This is a genomic window from Novosphingobium sp. MBES04, from assembly GCF_000813185.1.
GTDB classification, from domain to species: Bacteria; Pseudomonadota; Alphaproteobacteria; order Sphingomonadales; family Sphingomonadaceae; genus Novosphingobium; species Novosphingobium decolorationis.
This window is the reverse complement of the sequence record NZ_DF850489.1, coordinates 500,419-518,507: the sequence shown is the minus strand read 5'-3', so window position 1 is coordinate 518,507 and position 18,089 is coordinate 500,419. Positions and strand designations below refer to the sequence as shown.

At 65.7% G+C, this 18,089-nt stretch carries 8 protein-coding genes and 1 pseudogene; 6 read left to right on the top strand and 3 right to left on the bottom strand.

The features are described 5' to 3' along the window. Window positions 1-1,244, bottom strand: a pseudogene (locus MBENS4_RS25875) (hypothetical protein); the annotation flags it as partial. 125 nt (window positions 1,245-1,369) lie between these two features. Beyond that, entirely contained in the window at window positions 1,370-2,653 is a 1,284-nt protein-coding gene (locus tag MBENS4_RS16025) for a TolC family protein (RefSeq protein WP_206778145.1), read from the bottom strand. A 412-nt stretch (window positions 2,654-3,065) separates the two neighbouring features. Here MBENS4_RS16025 and MBENS4_RS16020 point away from each other — a divergent pair, with 412 nt between their 5' ends. The 5 genes from MBENS4_RS16020 to MBENS4_RS16000 are packed head-to-tail and all read left to right on the top strand — an operon-like array spanning window position 3,066 to window position 12,375. After that, a complete protein-coding gene (locus MBENS4_RS16020) occupies window positions 3,066-4,733 on the top strand; it encodes an ABC transporter ATP-binding protein (RefSeq protein ID WP_159108080.1) in 1,668 nt (555 codons plus the stop codon). Then, entirely contained in the window at window positions 4,733-6,850 is a 2,118-nt protein-coding gene (locus MBENS4_RS16015; protein WP_039392809.1) for an ATP-binding cassette domain-containing protein, read from the top strand. Before MBENS4_RS16020 ends, MBENS4_RS16015 begins: the two co-directional genes overlap by 1 nt. Next, window positions 6,850-8,163, top strand: a complete 1,314-nt coding sequence (locus MBENS4_RS16010) for an HlyD family efflux transporter periplasmic adaptor subunit (protein ID WP_039392808.1) — start codon at window positions 6,850-6,852, stop codon at window positions 8,161-8,163. The genes MBENS4_RS16015 and MBENS4_RS16010 overlap by 1 nt, the downstream gene beginning before the upstream one ends. A gap of 7 nt (window positions 8,164-8,170) precedes the next feature. Then, window positions 8,171-9,118, top strand: a complete 948-nt coding sequence (locus MBENS4_RS16005; RefSeq protein ID WP_052322455.1) for an ATP-binding response regulator — start codon at window positions 8,171-8,173, stop codon at window positions 9,116-9,118. Beyond that, entirely contained in the window at window positions 9,112-12,375 is a 3,264-nt protein-coding gene (locus tag MBENS4_RS16000; protein ID WP_039392807.1) for an ATP-binding protein, read from the top strand. Before MBENS4_RS16005 ends, MBENS4_RS16000 begins: the two co-directional genes overlap by 7 nt. A gap of 377 nt (window positions 12,376-12,752) precedes the next feature. Here MBENS4_RS16000 and MBENS4_RS15995 read toward each other — a convergent pair whose 3' ends face one another. Further along, on the bottom strand, window positions 12,753-16,214 hold the full coding sequence (locus MBENS4_RS15995) for a glycosyltransferase (RefSeq protein WP_084592201.1): 3,462 nt from the start codon (window positions 16,212-16,214) through the stop codon (window positions 12,753-12,755). A gap of 335 nt (window positions 16,215-16,549) precedes the next feature. On the opposite strand from MBENS4_RS15995, the gene MBENS4_RS15990 reads away from it, so the two are divergent. Beyond that, on the top strand, window positions 16,550-18,001 hold the full coding sequence (locus MBENS4_RS15990) for a 2OG-Fe(II) oxygenase family protein (protein WP_052322454.1): 1,452 nt from the start codon (window positions 16,550-16,552) through the stop codon (window positions 17,999-18,001). Window positions 18,002-18,089: the final 88 nt, after the last annotated feature.

Sequence of the window (18,089 nt, the reverse complement as noted above, 5' to 3'; positions counted from 1 at the left end):
AGCACCGCCTCGGCTTCGAGCGCCAGCTCCGCCTCGACAGCAGGACCATCCGTCCCGCTCAGGTCGACGGCTGCGTCCAGATCGGCAGCTACGTCCGTAACGGGATCGAGGCCCGCATCGGCTTCGAGCGCGAGCTCCACCTCGACAGCGGGCCCATCCGTCCCGTCCAGGGCGACACCCGCGTCCAGATCAACCGCTACCTCGGAAACAGGTTCGAGCACCGCCTCGGCTTCGAGCGCCAACTCCACCTCGACGGCGGGCCCATCCGTCCCGCCCAGCTCCACACCTGCATCCAGATCGGCGGCCACGTCCGTGACGGGATCGAGCACCGCGTCGGCTTCGAGCGCCAGCTCGGTTTCGGTCTCGAATACGGGCGGCTGCGCGGTGGGAACCGGGACGGATTCCGGGAGCGGAGCGTCCGTCACGTCCTCTGCCGCTATTGGGGGTGCGGTCGGAACCTCTGTTACGGGAGCGGTTTCCCGAGGCGCCACGTCATCCTCGTCAGGTTGTTCGCTCGTCGACAGGTCATTGGATGGCTCCACGAGCGGGCTCTGGGCCACGGGATCAGTCGGAGCCAGCGTGTCTGTCGAAGGTGGTACGACGGCGCCTTCAGGCCCCGGCGCACTCGCAGGAGGGGCCGTGACTGTCGCGCCGGCGTCGGAACTGGAGCCGGCTTCACCCTCTGGAGCGACCGGCAGACTTATGTCAGGGGCGCTAGCGGGGGGAGTGCTCACGGTTTCGGACGCGGCTTCTGCATCCGTGGAAGGATCACTGGCAGCGTTCTGCTGAGTGGGCACAGATGGGTCGATGTCCGCGTTTCCGCCATCAAGCCCGGCAAAACTGGGCGAACTGTCCCGGCTGGTCGACGTCGTCACAGTGGGCGCCAGCACCGCACCGTTCGCAGAATTGGACGCAAGACCACCGATGTCGTTCCGGACGGGCGCCTGCACCTGAGATGCCTGCTGAACCAGGGCGTCTTGCCCCCCGGCGAGCGACGGCGCCAACGGATCTCCGATCCGCAGACTTTCGCCCGCCACATTGGCAACGTTCGTGGACGACGAGGTGCCGGAAAGCGAGGGCCCGACGCCAAATGGATTGAGATTTCCGCCTTGCGCCACCGAATTGGTATCGAGCAGGAGCTGGCTGGCCTCGCCGGACATCAGTCCGTTGGCGCTCGATATCAGGCTAAGCTGATCGAAAGTCTCGTAAAGTTTGGCATCTGGCAAGGCAGTCGTATCAGGCATCTCGTTGAACTCTGGGCCTCGACGGTTCCCTAGCGACCGGAGAGCATCTTCAATGCCTGAGCGCGATTAAGGCATTCGACTGGCGCGCCCAGACATGTTCGCGAGGACGCCACTTCAACATTGATTCACCACACTGGCGGGGGGCCCGCCCAGGCGGGCTGGGCGCCCATCGCACGCATGACGTCGATCTGTGCCAGAAGCCGACTTTCCCGTGCCTCGATCAGGGCCCTGCGCGTGATGATCGCGTTGCGCCGCGTGTCGATCACCAGGTTGAATGGCAGATCTCCATCGAGGTACGCGTAGTTGGCATTCTGTGCGGCACGACTGATAGGCGACAGTGCATCCTGCCAGGCCGTTTCGCGCGAACGGGCTGCCGCGAGCCCGGCAAGAGCGCTGATCGCTTCCCCCGCAGCCGTGATGCGGGTCTGATCGTATCGAGCCAGCGCGAGGCGGGCATTGGCCTCGGCCTGCTCATTGCGTCCGGTAATAGCCCCGCCCTCGAACAGATTTGCCGCCAGGCTGGTCGTGAGATTGGCAAGAGCCGCGATCCCTCCGCTGACAACTCCCAGTAGCCCGGACGCAGTGATCCGAAGGCCCGGCTTCTGCGCGGCTTTCACGGCCTCGGCGTTGATCTGCGCGGCGCGCAGCGCGGCCTGTGCGGCAAGAATGTCGGGGCGCTCATCAAGGCGGGCAAGAGGCTGCTCGGACGCGATGGCGCGCAGGGAAATCGTGTCGAATGCTACGACCTCGTTCCTTTCCAGAGCCTCTCCCTCGCCCATATCCTGGCCAAGCAGGACCGCCAGGTTCGTGGCGTATTGCGCGCGCAGCTCTGCAAGGTTCGCCTGCTCGGCGTAGAGACTGGATAGCTGCTGGGCGATCAGACCGCGTTCGACAGCACTCGATTCGTGTTCGGCGGAGCGCCGATCGATCACGGTCTTGAGCGCAAGCACTGCGTCCACCTGTTCGGACAGCATGTCCGCCTGCGCTTCGAGCGCGCTGATCCGGACATAAGTCTCGAGGATCTGGGCGCACACCGCGAGCGCGACGGCATCGGCCGTAAACTGCGCCGAGCGCATCTCTTCGCGCGCGGCGCGCTGTCCCTTGCGGATCGCGCCGAACAGATCGACTTCATAAGCCAGTGCAACCTGACCGCTTGCCGACTGGACCGTCTGGAGAGGGTTCGCCCCCGAGGCCGCGAGCGTGCCGGATCCGGCTCCGTTAAGACCGAGCGTTGGGGACAGGCGCCCCCCGGCGATGCGGACCTGCGCGCGCGCGGCATCAAGCCGGGCGACCGCGACAAGGATGTCGGTATTCGCCTCCAGGCCGCGCTCGATCAGTCGGCTTGCCTGGGCCCCCGCGAATTCGCGCCAGAGCACCAGCCGCTCTGCGCACGGGGCTGCGCCGCCCACGGAACAGGACGCCGCAGACGCGCCATGCGCTGTGCCAGGCGCTAGCCACAGAGGCACTGCGGCCAGCATCAGCGAACCAAGGTTAGCTGCGGAAAGGAATTGACGCACGAAACGGACCTCGCCTCGTTCATCCGCCTGAAAAGCGGAGCATGTCCCTGCGCGGGCCCTGGCGGTGTGCAATGCGCCACGCTCAAGGCCCCCGGCATCTCGGTTAAGGAACTGAGGCAAAGATTTTCATTGCAAGGCGCTATGCGCTTCACCCTAGTCGGACTGCCAAGCAACGCAGGCGGCGACCGATGTCGCAGGGCCAGCGCCGCACCGGATCGGACCAGAGCACGCATAACTACGGGTGCTCTCGCTCCGCGCTTTTTCATCATGGCAGCGTACGCCCGCCCGTATGAAGCGCCTGACCATGACCCGCCGGACTTCGTGGGCACTGCTGTTCGTCAGCATCCTGCTGAGCAACACGCTGGCCCTGACGATGCCCCTTGTCGCCCGTCAGGTGCTTTCGCTTGGCGGGCGCAATCCGCATACGAGTTCGATCTTCGTGCTGGTGTTGATGGTCATGGGCACGGCGCTGCTGGAATCCGCGATCAAGTATTGCCGCGCGATCATTCTGGGGCGTGCCGATCGTGCGTTCATGATCCATCGCCTGCACTGGCTCCTCGATCGCACGGCACGAGCACAGCGCCTGTCCTTTGCCTCCGCCGCGGCGACCAGCGTGGATTATGCCCAGGCCCTGCACCAGGTGAAGGGCATCGCCAGCCGCGAAGTCGATCTGATCTGGGCGGAAATCAGCTTCGTGCCGGTCATTGTCGCGATCCTGTTCCTGCTCTCGCCCCTCGCCTCGCTGGCCGTGCTTGTCTTCATGGGCGCGCTCTGCGTGCAGACCTACCATTCGACGCGGCGCTTTTCGCAGACCGCAGAGGCGAGCCGGCACGCTGTCGAGCAACGCTTCGTGCGTCTCTTTTCCATCCTGGAGCGCATGCACCTGGTCAAGGCCCTGGCCGTGGAGCAACATATGACGCGCGTCTACGAACAGGCCCATGGCGCGGCGATGCGCGACAACCTGCGTCTCACCATGGCCTCGACCCATCTGACCCATTCCACCGTCATTGCGGGCATGATGCTCAATCTCCTGCTGCTGATGACCTGCGCAATCGCCGCGCGGGGCGGCCACATGGATATCTCTCTGGTCATCTCGATCGTGCTGCTGGCTGCCCGCCTGACCGATCCCATCCAGCGCGCCGTGTTCACCTACGTCCAGGGACGTGATCGCCAGGCCGCTTTCACCAAGATCAAGCGGCTCGACGAAGCCACGCTTGCCCTATCCGAAGGTGCCCCCCCGCCAAGGTTCGAAGGGCTGCACTCTCTGGAAGTACATGGCCTCCCCCTGTTCAGTCAGGACGCCCGGCCGGTCTCGCTCACCCTGCACAAGGGCGATTTCCTGGCGATCTCCAGCCCCTTCCCCAATCTCAGCCGCCAGTTGATGCGCGCCATGGCGGGCCTTGAAGACAGCCATGGAGAGAGATTCCACCCGCAGGATGGAGCGCCCGTGACCGTCAACGGTCATGCCATCGCACTCTATTCGACGGCACAGCGCAACCGCATCCTGGGGTATGTCGCGGCCAACAGCACGTTGTTCGACGGGACCATACAGGACAACATCACGCGCTTTGGCGAGGTCTCGATCGACGAGGCGTTTGCCATGGCCGAATTGCTGGGCATGGTCCGCCGGCTCAACGAGCTGCCTGGCGGATTGCAGACCCGCGTGGGCAGCGACGCGCGCACCACCGTTCCGCCCGGACTGGAACGGCAGATCGCAATTCTGCGCGCGCTGGTTCACAAGCCTGCGATCATCCTGTTCGATCACGCCGAACAAGGGCTTGATCGCGAAGCCTACGCCGCGCTCGTCCGTTTTTTCGGCAAGGTGCATGGGCACGCCACAATCGTCCTGGCCAGCGAAGACGCCAACCTCACCTCTCTTGCAGATACAGGCTACAGCCTCGAACGCCACGGTCTGTGCAAGGAACGGAACCTGGCACAGCAGAGCATCCCCTACCGCGCGATGACACTCTGATGCAGCGGGAAGATCGCCCCAACACCTTTGCGGCCCAGGGACTGCGCGAAATCCTCGCCCGCCAGCCACAGGTCGCCAGCGACCCGGTATTCTACGGAATGCTGTCCCAACTGTGCATGCGCCTGCTGCCATCGGTCATGGTCAAGGACGTCCTGGGAAGCCTTCCCATCCATGCCTATGCGAACACGGGAGAGCGCCTCCTCGCGACCTTGCGCACGCTGGGTTTCGTAGCCCGGGAGCTGTCGCTTCCTGCGGCGCGGATACGCCTGTGGCACCTGCCCGCCCTGTTTCTTGACGAGGACGGCGAACGCGCCCTGCTGGTCCTGGCGCAGGATGAGGCAACCTGCGTACTCGACCACGAGGGCCGGACGGTCGCGCGCGATGCCCTGGGACGGGGTACATTCCACTGCCTCTCGCGCGAGGCCCACGTCAATCCCCTGAGCGAGGAAAGCCGCAAGCATCGGCGGCAAAGCTGGCTGCATGCGCTGATCTCCACGTTCAGCCCGCTTGGCTGGGTGATCGCGCTGTGCACGCTGTTCGTGACGCTGCTCTCGCTGGCGCAGCCTTTCGTGATCGCCGCGTTCTACCGCGCGATATTTGCACAGGGAGATACGGCCACGGTGCCCTGGCTGGCGCTGGCGCTGGTCCTTGTCGTATTGGCGATCCAGTGCGCGATGGCGCTGCGCGCCCACGCGCTGGCCTGGCTCGCCGCGCGGCTCAACTATCTGGTCGGGCGCGCGACGTTCGAAAAGATCATGCAGCTGCCTATCGCACAGAGCCGCGAGCTCGACGCAAAGGGGCAGTCCGCACGCATTCGCTCGTTCGAGAACGTCAGCGATTTTCTGGCCAGTCCGCTCGCCCTGGCCCTGCTCGATCTTCCCGCTGCGCTTGCCGCAGGAGCGCTCATCGCCTGGATGATCGCGCCGGTGGGGCTCGCCATCGGCCTCTTTGGCCTTTGCTATCTTGCCCTCTTCTTCGTGGCCGAACGCAAGATGAAGGTCCTGACCTCGATGAATTCGGACCTTGCGACCCGCTTGCAGCACACCATGGTCGAGACCTTTGCCAAGCGCGAGCTGATCCGCGAATGCGGCCTGCAGCATCGCTGGGCGGACTTGCACAAGACCGCCATAGCGCGGGCGCAGTCGGTCACCTTTGCCATCGCCCGGCTGATGGCCATGGTCGAGGCCGTATCCAGCTTCCTGTTTGCCGCGACCTTCATCACCGTTGTCGGCCTGCTGGCGCTCGATGCCGGCGAACACAGGCTCGGCGCGCCGCAGATGCTGGGCGTCGTGTTCCTGACCGCTCTGGTCGCCGCGCCCCTGCACGGCCTGTGCATGGCGATCCCCCGCTTTGAGCAGGCCCGCCGCGCGCTTGAGCAGATCAACACCCTCATGCAGACCGAGTCCGAGATCGAACTCGACGCGCAGCGGCGGCGTCTTCCCGCGCTGCGCGGAGAAGTGAGCCTGGCGAGCGTGACCATGCGCCAGGGTGATGGGCGGCCGCTGTTGCTCGCACTCGATATCGAGACGCGGGCGGGGGAAATCATCGCGATCACGGGCGCTGCCGGAACCGGAAAATCCGTTCTTCTCGCCCTTGTGCAGGGCCTCGCCTCGCCTTCCTTCGGGACCATCCGCATCGAAGGCGTCGACATCGAACAACTGCCGCGACGAACCTTGCGCAGCGCAATCGGCTACGTGCCGCAGGCCCCCGCCCTGCTGCCCGGCAGCCTGCGCGAGAACCTGGCCATGGCCAATCCCCTTGCCAGCGAAGAGCAGCTGCGCAAGGTCCTGCACAGCGTCGGGCTCGACTATCTCGATCTCGACGCGCGGGACCACGACTGCGATCCCTTGCTGAGTTTCATCTGGCAGTTCTCGCTCGCGCAGGCGCTGCTGGCCAGCACAGGCATCCTGCTGATCGACGAAGTCCCCAACTCGGTCATCAACGGCCCGTTTGGCAAGGTGCTGCGCAAGGTGCTGCGGTCGGCCAAGGGGCGCCTGACGGTGTTCTTCGTCTCCAACCGCTCGGACTATCTCGATCTGGCGGATCGGGTGATCGCCCTGCGGCACGCCCGCACACCGCTGATCATGACGCCAGGCGAACTGGCGGAGGTGGCCTGATGCCCCAGCAGAACCGGCTCGCCCAATCCCTCCGCAGCGCCGTGCCGATCCTGCGCATCGATGCGCAGCGCGACCTGCCCGAACTCATGATGCCCATCGGGACCGGCGACACCCATTCGGCCCGCGTCCTCCATCTGACGCTTGCGGTGTGCTGTCTGATCGCGGCCGGGGTGATCGCCTGGGCCGCGCTCGCCCAGGTCAGCGAAGCGGCCAACCTCTCCGGCACGCTGCAGCCGAGCGCCCGCGAACGGCGCATCGCGCACGCCGATGGCGGCGTGGTCGCGCGCGTCCTGGTCGAAGAAGGCGATACGGTCACCGCAGGCCAGCCGCTGGTCGAGATGGAGCCGACCCTCGCCGAGGCGGAAATGGCCTTCGCCCGCGCGCGCCTGGCACAGCTTGCCCGCGAAGGTCGCGATCTCGCGGCGCTTGGAGAGACGGGCCCGGACACGCAGGGCAGCCGCCTGCGCCAATCGGCCCTGGCGGCGGAGGCCGCAAGCGCGCAGGCGCGCGCGCGCCAGCAGGCCGCGACGGTGGCCACGCTTCGCGCACAGCTTGAGACGGCGCGGAACACGCGCGAACTGGCGCTGGACGACCGCGATCGTGCGCGGCGGCTGTTTGCCGCCGAAGCGACCTCGCGCTCTGCACTCAACCAGCGCGAGGCCGCCTACAATGAGGCGCGCGGCCGGGTCACCCTGCTCGAACGGCAGATCGTGGCCGCACGGGAAGGCGCGCAGCAGGGGATGGCGGACAGTACCGGCCTGCGCGCGCGTCAGGCCCTCGACCTCTACAGCGAAGGCAACCAGTTGCAGGTACAGCAAGCCGAAGCGCAAGCCCTGCTCGCCCATGCCGAACAGCGTCTGGGCCGCCTGATCGTCCGCAGCCCTGTTTCCGGAACCATCAAGACGCTTGCCATACAGGACGGCGACATGGTCGCGCCAGCGGGCGAAGTCGCAACGCTGGTGCCCCGCGATCGCCTCATCGTCGAGGCCCGCGTGCTGGCCAGCGAGCGCGCCGGACTGCGTCCCGGGCTCGATGCGCGGCTGCGCATCATCGGACTGGACCTGCCTGGCCACGATTGGCTCGATGCGCGCGTCGAGCGCATTTCCCCCTCTTCGTTCCAGGCCCCCTCGGGCCTCAACTTCTACACCTTGCGCCTGACCATCCCGCCTGTCGACCGCAACCGCGAAGTGCTGGCCCAGCTGACCCCCGGCATGGAAGTGACAGGAGCGATCGTGACCGGACGCAAGTCGGTTCTTGCCTATATCCTGGGGCCGGTCCGCCATGGCCTCAATTCCGCGCTGACGGAGAAGTGAGACAGCCATGAGCGCCCTTCCCCAGAACTTTACCAAAGGCGATGCCCGCGAAGCCGATGCGCTGCGCATTCTCCTCGCCGAAGACGATCGTCTGGCCGCCCTGATGCTCAGCGACCAGTTGCACGAGGCCGGACACTTCGTGGAAGTCGCCCTGAACGGGGCCGAGGCCTATGCCATGTTGCGCGAGGACCCGACCCGCGCGGACCTCCTGATCACGGATCGCTTCATGCCGATGCTCGACGGACTGGGCCTCACCCGCCGCATCCTGCGTGAGCCCCCGACGCGCCATCTGCCCGTGGTAATGCTGACCGGGGCCAGCGATGCGCAAAGCATTGCCGAGGGGCTCGAGGCCGGGGTCATGCAGTACCTCGCCAAGCCCGTCGATCCGGCTCTCCTGGCGCAGGTCCTGAAGGCTGTCCGGCGCCAGATCGAGGAGCGGCGTCGGCTGGCCCAGATGCTGGGCTCCCAGCAAGCCGGATTCGACAACATCCAGCGCATCGACCTGCACCTGCGCACCCGCGCCGAGATCGCCCCAGTCGCCAGCTTGCTGGCCAGCCTTTCGCCGCACGCACAGAAGATCATGCCGGGCCTGCAGGACCTGATCGCCAACGCCATCGAACATGGCCTCTACCGGCTGGGAGGACCAGCCAAACGCGCGCTTCTCGCCTCCGGGACGCTCGAACAGGAAATGGATAAGCGCGAGGGCGACCCGGCCTACCGCGGGTTCGTGGAGGCGGCGGCCAAGCGCACCGAACACGGCTTGCGCTTCGCCATTCGCGACCCCGGCCCCGGTTTCGCCTGGCGCCAACACCTGCGCCCCGATCCGGCCCAGGCGACAAGCCGGACCGGCCGGGGGCTGCTGCGCGCAAGCCTGCTGTTCGATGAAGTTCAATTCCACAAGGACGGCAATCTGGTGACGGCCACGCTCAGGACCAGGCAGGAGAGCATATGGTGATCCGTAGCGAGATGCAGCGCGACATTGCGCACCTGAGCGAAACCAGCTTCTGGCGGCGCAACATCCAGCCGATCGTGCTCGGCCTCGCCAGCCTCGCCCTGTTCGCGGCCGGCTGGCAACTGGTCCGGACGATCACCGACCTTGCCAACCGCCAGTTCGAAGCGGAATCGAACGCTGTCGAGACGCACGCCCAGTTCGAGCTGTTTCGCGCCGTCATCTGGCTCAAGGACAGCACCAATTTCATCAATTCGGGCGCTGGAGACCTGTTCGTCAAAAAGCTGCGCAACAACCCCAATGGCTCAAACTACGTTCACAGCCTGGGCTACATCGAAGTCGCCAGCGGCAAGACCGTCGATCTGCTGCGCGGTACGCAGCGCACAACGGCGTTTTCGTCCCAGATTTCCAGCCAGCTTCTGGAGCTGATCGACGATCGGCGCGGCAACGTCTTCGCGTTCAATGGACGCAGCCAGGCCGACGTTCTGGGAAAAGTGCCTCCCAAGACGCTGGTGCTCATGCAGGTCCAGCCTCTGCCCCAACCCGACGAGCGCATATCCTTTGTGGCCTTCAACGTGGAAGGGCTTTGCCGTGATATGGTCGGCCACGGCCAGTTTGCCGCGATCACGCGCCTCACCGTCTTCGGGGAAAACTACGCCCTGCCATGTGCGACCTCGCATCCCGCCGAAGGCATTGCCTCGTATTTCCAGACCCGCGCCTGGTCCCGAAAGAAGTATGTCTCCGACAACCTGTACATCGACCTTGAAACGTCCCTGAAGATCCCCTTTGCCGATGAAGTGGCGCTGATCTGCGCGGTGGCCGCTGGCTGCCTGCTCGTCATCGTGGCCGCCGCCGTCATGACCGGTCGGTGGCGCCGCCGCACGCGCGCCGTCCTGCTTTCCGCGCTGGACGATGCGGCCTCCTCCTCCAGTGCAAAGGGCGAATTCCTCGCCAACATGAGCCATGAGATCCGAACCCCCATGAACGGGGTCATGGGCATGACCGAACTCCTCGCACGGACGCAGCTGGACAGCGACCAGCAGCGCTACGTCCGCCAGATCCGCTCGTCAGGCTCGGCGCTCCTGGCCATTCTCAACGATGTGCTCGACCTCTCGAAGATCGATCAGGGCAAGCTGGCCATCGATCCGATCAAGACGGACATCCGCACACTCGTGCAGGACATCCTGCTCCTCTACACCGCCAACGCCGAAGAGAACAATTCCAGCTTGCTGCTCGACATCTCCCGAGATGTTCCAAGGTTCGTGCTGATCGATCCCACACGCTTACGCCAGGTGATCGGCAACCTGGTCTCGAATGCGGTGAAATTCACCAAGGACGGCGAAGTCCTGCTCCAACTCGATGTCGAGGATCCATCCGGTCCGGATGCCATCCTGCTGATCCGCGTTCTCGACAGTGGAATCGGGATCTCGCCCGAACAGCAACAGCGCCTGTTCGAACGCTTTTCCCAGGCCGAGGCGGGTACTTCACGCCAGTACGGCGGGACGGGCCTTGGCCTCTCGATTGTCCAGCAGCTGGTCGAACTCATGGACGGCTCGATCTCGGTCTACAGCACCATCGGACAGGGATCGACCTTTACCGTCCAACTGCCCCTGGTGCATCTCGATGAGGCGAGCGCCCTGCCGCAGGCAACGGGCAGCCATGGTGTGGCTCTGATCTCACCGTCCTCCTTTGTCGAGATGATCGTACGCCGCGCGCTTGGCGATGAGTGCATCGATGTGCGCGTATTCACGTCTTTTCCCGAAGCGCTTGGCGCACTGGCGCAGGACGGGACAGGGCCGTTCCTGGGCATCCTCATTGACGAAGCCCGCGATGTTCATGCGGCCTGGGAAGGCTGGCAGGCGCTGCGCGCAGCCGGTGGCTTGCTCGAAGGAGGCTGGTCCATCATGTTGGCGGACCATCAAAGCCACCGCCTCTACCGGGATTTCGACAAGACCATAACGAAGCCTTTCAACGCCTCGGAACTGATCCAGCAGATCTCGGCCCTGATGCAGGCGCAGGGCAAGAATCCGGGCCTTGTTGACGACAACGCAGTTGAACGCACGCAGGCACCCCCGCTGCCGCCCCCTCTCCCCGGACTGGAGGAGCGGGATGCAGGTCTGTTCGAGGGCCGCAGGTGCCTTGTCGTCGATGACAACACGATCAACCAGATGGTCGTCACCGAAATGCTGCAGCCCTTCGGATTTGCCATCGATGTGGCCGCGGACGGGCGCAAGGCGCTCGCTGCGGCGCATGCCACGGCCTACGACATCATCTTCATGGATTGCCGTATGCCCCACATGGATGGCTACGAGGCGACCCGCGAGCTTTGCCGCATGATGCAGGCCGGGGAGATCGCCCCTGTCCCGATCGTTGCCCTGACCGCCAACGCCATGAAGGGGGATCGCGAGGAATGTCTCGCGTGTGGCATGACAGCCTTCCCGTCCAAACCTGTACAGCTGCCCGAGTTGACCGATGTTCTTCTCTCGCTCGTCACGCCCGCCACGCACACGCCTGACGAACGGAGCGAGCCACAGCCCCGACCTTCACCTCCGGCCTCGACGTCGCAAAGTCCGCTTGCGCAGCCCCCGATCGATCCGGGCTGCGCGCAGGAAACACGCCAGAAGGTGGTACACCCCGATGTCGGCAAACCGGCATCAACGCCCTTTGTGCAGACCTTGTCACACGAGGGCAATGCTGACCGCCACAGGACCTCCGTCCCTGCGCGTAACGACGATGAAAGGCCGGAAATTTTCCAGGATACCAATCCGGTGCCGGATCCCTTTCCAGCACCCTCGTTCGCGCCGGAGCCAACACCTGAGCCGCCGCGTGCGTCCCAGCCTGAGCCTCAGCGCGAACCCGCTCCCTCGCCTACTCCTGCCATGACGGCTACCGCGAAACCAGCGGAAAGCGAGGAAGACAACGCCCCGTGCGCGATCTTGGACCTTGACGTTTTCCGCCAGTTGAAGGCCACGATGCGCTCACACGCCAAGCTGGTCGAGATCTACAAGGCGGACGGCTACGGCTATCTGCGCCAGATCGAGGAAGCCTTTGCGCTGGAAGACCTGCAATCGGCGATCCTGCCCGCCCACACGCTGAAAAGCTCCAGCAAGATCATGGGCGCCAACGCCATGGTCCGGATCGCAGGCTCGCTTGAAACCGCCTTGCGCCAACCTGAGCCTCCGGCAACCCATGCGATCAAGCAGGACCTTGATCAATTGAAGTCGGTGTTTGCGAGCACCATCGCAAAGATCGAGGCCGAATGACACCCGCTGGTGGCTTGCAGGTGATCCTGGCACCGCAAGGCGGTCTGAAGGGGGGGGGGGGGGGCGCCAACCATCAAGGTGAATGTGCGTTGACCATGTCTCCATGAAGTTCTGCCTAGCGAACCCGACGAGCCGAATTTACCGTCCTTCCTCGAAGCCTCTCCGAGGCCCCCACCTATCTCGCCAAGATGATCGCGGTGATGGGCGATGGTCCAGGCTGTGCGTCCCCCATCGCTCTGGTAAACTTTGCCGGGGAGGTGGAGCTTGTTCCCGGAGACATCCTGCTGGTCTGAACTCGGGCCGGGCTCTCACACCCCAGACAGCCTTAAGTCCGTCGCGGATACGGCGGACTGGAGGCGGACGCATTGGCACCCGGCTCAGGCTGCCGACGCGATGGAAGCCACGTTCTCGTTTCCGGCCTGCCATTCCATGTGCGCCTCTTCGCGGCGCATGAGGACGGGCTGGGCCGCGGCCGTGGCAGGTGTCTGTGTGTCAAACTTGCCTGTGCGCTGCTGCGCGCCCCAACGGACCTGCAGGCCATGCGCGGCAGAGGCCACCGAATGTATCACGACCGCGTAGAGCAACTGGCGATAGCCAAAGCGCATCGCCAACATGCGCAAGACCGGCAAGCGCCCTTCCCGGCCATCCAGCCGATAGGCTACCATGCCGCAGCCGCACTCGATGGCCGAGAAAGCCACCCAGAACGCCAGCATCGTCGCGAGGTCCTGCGACATCACGCCCCAGCCATGATTGTAAGTGCGTACCCCTGCATCGACGAGCCCTGTGACGAGCGCCAGGTCGATCATCGGCGAGATCAGGCCAAGCCCGATCTGGAAGACCCACGCCTGCGGCAATCCGAACCAGGCCAGGCCACGCGGCCCGCCCCGAACAATGACCTCCGAATGCTTCCACAGACACTGCAGCGTCCCGAACGCCCAGCGATAGCGCTGGCGGAACAGGGCACGCACCGTTTCGGGCGCTTCGGTCCAGGCAATGGCCTCGTGATCGCAGGCGACCCGCCACCCTGCGCGCTGCACGGCTATGGTCAGGTCCTGATCCTCGGCCAGCGTATCGGCCGGATATCCGCCCACGGCGTCCAGTGCCGCACGCCGCCATGCGCCCACGGCGCCGGGAACCACAGTCACGGCCCCCAATGCTTCAAGCGCACGGCGTTCGAGGTTCTGCGCGGTGATGTATTCGATCGATTGCCAGCGCGTGAGCCAGTTGACCCGGTTGCCGATCTTCGCATTGCCCGCCACCGCGCCGATCTTCGGATCGGCGAACCAACGCGTCAGCTTTGCAATCGTGCTGGGCTCGAAGCGCGTGTCGGCATCGAGCGCCACGACCACATCGCCCTTGGCGATCTCCAACCCCTTGTTGAGCGCCCGTGCCTTGCCCCCGTTCTCCAGCGTGAGCAGGCGCACGCGCGGATCGTGGCCAAATGCCTCGCGGACGACGGCGCTGGTGGCGTCCTTCGACCCGTCGTCGATCACAATGACCTCCACACGCACCCCTTGCGTGCCAAGTGCGCGCCGCACCGACGCCTCGATGACCCGTTCCTCGTTGAAGGCGGGGATGAGTACGGAAACGAAGCTGGGGACGAGGTGCGGCGGCACGTCGGCCCCATCCTGCTTCGCAGCCATCCGCCGGGCCTGCCAGAGCGCCAGAGCCGAAAGCGAGAGGACCCTCGCCAGCCCCAGTGCAATCGCGGTCATGAAAAGCCAGCCAATGGACTGACGACCGATGCGCACCGCCTCGAACAGAACTCCGCCCGTGCCCGAGGCGCTTTCCCCTGCCTTGGCCAGGTGCGGCATCGCCTGTTCTCGCGTCAGCCCGGCCAGCGTCGAGACGGGAACGAACTCGTACCCGCGCGCGCGCAGTTCGCGGATGATGATCGGCAGGGCCGCGACCGTCGCGCTGCGATCTCCTCCGGAATCGTGCAGAAGCACGATCCGACGCGCAAACGTTCCGCTTCCCGCTTCGACCTGCGCGATCGTTTGCGCCGCAATCGTGGCTGCGTCCGTCGTCTTCCAGTCGAGCGGATCGACATTGAGCCCGACCGTCAGATAGCCCAGCTCGCCTGCGATGCGGGCGATGCGCAATTCGGACGCGGTATCGGGATCCGCATCGCCCAGGTAGGGCGGACGGAACAGGCGCATCGAACGGCCGGTATAGCTCTGCACAAGGCGCTGCGTCGCGTTGATTTCCAGCCGCACGGCCGCATCGGGCAAGCGATCAAGATCGGCGTGCGTGGTGGAGTGGTTGGCCAGTTCCGAGCCCTGCGCAACGATTTGCCGCACAAGGTCCGGTTCGTCCAGAACGCGCGTGCCTGTCACAAAGAACGTTGCCGGCACGTCATGGGACGCCAGGACGTCAAGCACACGCGGCGTCCACAGCGGGTCCGGCCCATCATCGAACGTCAAGGCGACCTGCTTTGCCGCGTTACCGCGCCGCTGCACGACATCGCCGTGGGGCAGCGCCTCGTAACGCGCACCATGGATGAGACCATCCTTCTTGATATCGAGCGTGCGCCGACCGTCTGCGGCACGTGTCTCGATCCGCAGTATTTCGCCGCTGCCGCGCAGTTCGATGCCCTGCCCGAACGGCAGCGTGCTCAAGGCGTCCTCGGGAGGCTGCACACCGGTTCGCGCGGCTTTCAAGGCGCTCCAGAAGCCCGGGTCCTCACTGCCAAGACGCCACAAGGCGACGCCAGCAGGACGCACCGCTTCAACGGCACGCAGCTGGTTCCACGCGCTCACGGCATCCAGCATCCACACCTCATGGCGCACGCCGGATCGGACATAGGCAAATCCCGAATTGCCACTTGCCGGATCGAATTGCGGACGCGTGCCGGCCGCATCCGCCCGGCTCCAGGCCTGTGTGACCGTAATCGAATCGGCAAGAGGCTGCCCTTCGGCCCAGTCGTACGCATAGCTGCCGATGGCCACGATGGCCCGATCCGCGCCCGTGCGCGCCACCGCGCTTTCCACCACCCCTGCGAACCAGGCCTGCGAGGCGATCGCTCCAGGCGAGCCGGACTGCCAGTGTTCGTCATAGGCCATCAGCACGACGCGGTCCGCCGCAGCGCCATAGGCACCAAGATCCCAGGCGTCGTCGGCCACCGGGGCCGCCACCATGACCGTTGCCGCGCGCGCGCCTCGCGCCGGAGCGAGACGGGCGCGCGCTTCCTTCAGCAATTGCAGGTAATCGGCATGTGCGGAGACCGGCAGGTTCTCCAGGTCGAAGAAAACGCCCTCGGCATTGTGCCGGGCGATCACCTTGCCAATCCTGTCGAGTAGCGCCGCGCGTTTCTCCGGATGGGCGAGGAGGCGCGCCATGTTCGCACCATCCCAGCCCTCTTCGCTGTCGTTCTGGATCATGATCAGGAGCTGGCTTCGGGGATTACGCGCGAGTGTGGCGGCCAGACCCGCGTCCTCGGCCTCGATCCAGTCGTGCTGAACCCCACGCACCGAAACCATGCCCGCCGCGACCCAGGTGAGCTGGTCCAGATTCGCCTTGAGCGACTGGCGGCTTGCCTCGTCCCAGGGCATGTAGAAACCAAGTGTTTCGGCGTGGACGAGCGGGTCCGCTGCCCCCATAGCTGCGGGCAGCCAGTCCTCCTGCGAAGGCGCACGCTCCTCCAGCGGCATGGCGACGGCCTTGACCGCGCCCTCCCCGCCTGCAGACCGCAATTGCGGGGCCGAACGCGCTTCAATGGACACGACAGCCCATGCAAGCATCGCCAGACCGGACAGCAAGACCAGCCCCAGTCCGGCGACGAGCCAGCGCATGCGGCGGCCACGCTTGCCGGAAGGATCGTGAAACACTTGTCGATGCATACCCCTGCCCTGCCCATTGCCGGATCGAGGCGCGCTCTTACGGCCAGAGAGCCTGCGGCCAGCTTAGGCCGGGTCTTGGCAAAAGACGTCGTGGGGGCGGAAGGTTCGATTAAGCATGATGGGCTGACAGGAGCTCAAGGAAGCGGGACTTCGAGGCCCAGAGCGCGGAGCGACCTCGAAAGCTATTCCGGCAGCCATTTCCTTTTGCGCTGCGCTTCGCTTTCGCCCAAGGCGGGCTTACAGCAAACACCTTGTTCTCTTGTCCTTCCACGCGATGATCTCTCCCTTTCGGGAGCACTGGACAAGCGTCCGGTGCGGCCGTTACCTCTGGCCTCATGAGCACCGTCCCGACCCGCGCCGCAGCAGAATCCGATCCGGCGCGTGAGGCGCGCGACTTGAAAGCGCAGGGGCGTCTCGACGAGGCTCTGGATGCACACCTGCGCGATGTGGCGGCCCGCCCCTCCAGCGCCATTGCCGAACACAATCTGGCCTCGACGCTGGGCGACCTCTCCCGCTTTGCCGAATCTGCCGACGCGGCCCGCCGAGCGTTGACGAAAGGCTCCACCGCACCGGAAACGCAGCTCGTGCTGGCCCGCGCTCTTCAGGGTCTCCTCCAGCTCGACGAGGCCGAGAATGCCTTTCGCCGCGCGCTGGAACTGCGCCCCGACTATCTCGACGCCCACCAGGACCTCGCCCAGCTGCGCTGGATGCGCACCGGCAATCTCGGCCATGCTGCCGCGCACCTCGACGCCGCCCTTGCCCGTGAGGTCCCGGCAACGTCCGCGCTGACGATCCTGCGCGCCCGGCTCGACATTGCCGCGGGCGAAGCGCAAGCCGCGCTGGCACGGCTGGAGCGGCGCCTCTCGTCCCACGCCAAGGACCCGGCCCTGCACCTTGCCGCCGCGCAGGCCTCAGCGGCCGCCGATGCCCGCGAGGCGCATCTGGCCCATGCCGTCCAGGCGCTGCGCCTGGCACCGTCCTCGCAGATGGCCGCCAAGTCCGCTGTCGAAGCGCTGCTGGGCCTTGGCCGCGCCGAAGAGGGGCGCGACCTTGCCGCGCGCATCCTGGCCCACCATCCCCAGGATCAGGGCGTACGCGCCCTGCTTCTCACCGCCCAGCGCCTGCTCGGGGATCCGCAAGGCAGTGCGCCCTATTGCGAGAATGGACTGGTGCGACAGATGGAGGTGCCCACACCTGCGGGCTGGCCTTCGCGCGACGCCTGGCTGAGCGCACTTGGCGACGCGCTGCGCGCGCGGCATGGCTGGAGCATGCACCCGCCCGGCCAATCGCTTCGTGGGGGCAGTCAGACCCAGGAAGACCTCGCCCGCAGCCCCGATCCCGTCCTCGCAGGCTTCTTTGCCAGCGTGCGCGAGACAATCGCCCGCTACATTGCCGAGCTTGGTCCGGGCACCGACCCGACGCGCGCGCGCATTCCCGAACCTGCCAACGCCGATCGCCCGGGCTGGCGCCTGACGGGAGCCTGGTCGGTCCTGCTGCGCGCGGGCGGCGGGCACCACGTCGATCACGTCCATCCCGAGGGCTGGCTCTCGAGCGCCTTTCATGTGGAGACGCCGCCCGCGACCGACACCGGCCAGCAGGGTTGGCTCGCCTTCGGGCGGCCGGGCTGCGCGACCTCGCCCGCCTTGGCACCGCTCGCGCACATACGCCCGAAACCCGGGCACCTTGTCCTCTTCCCCAGCTACCTGTGGCACGGCACCGAGCCCTTCGACGGCGAGGCCGACCGTCTCACGGTTGCCTTCGATATCGTGCCGGAAACCCGCGCCTGAATTCGCGCTTGCGAAAAAAGTTTCCCCTTTTTCGGTTTTTTGCCTGAGGGTTCGCGCCGGACCTGCGTCCTACCCTACGACGCAAGGC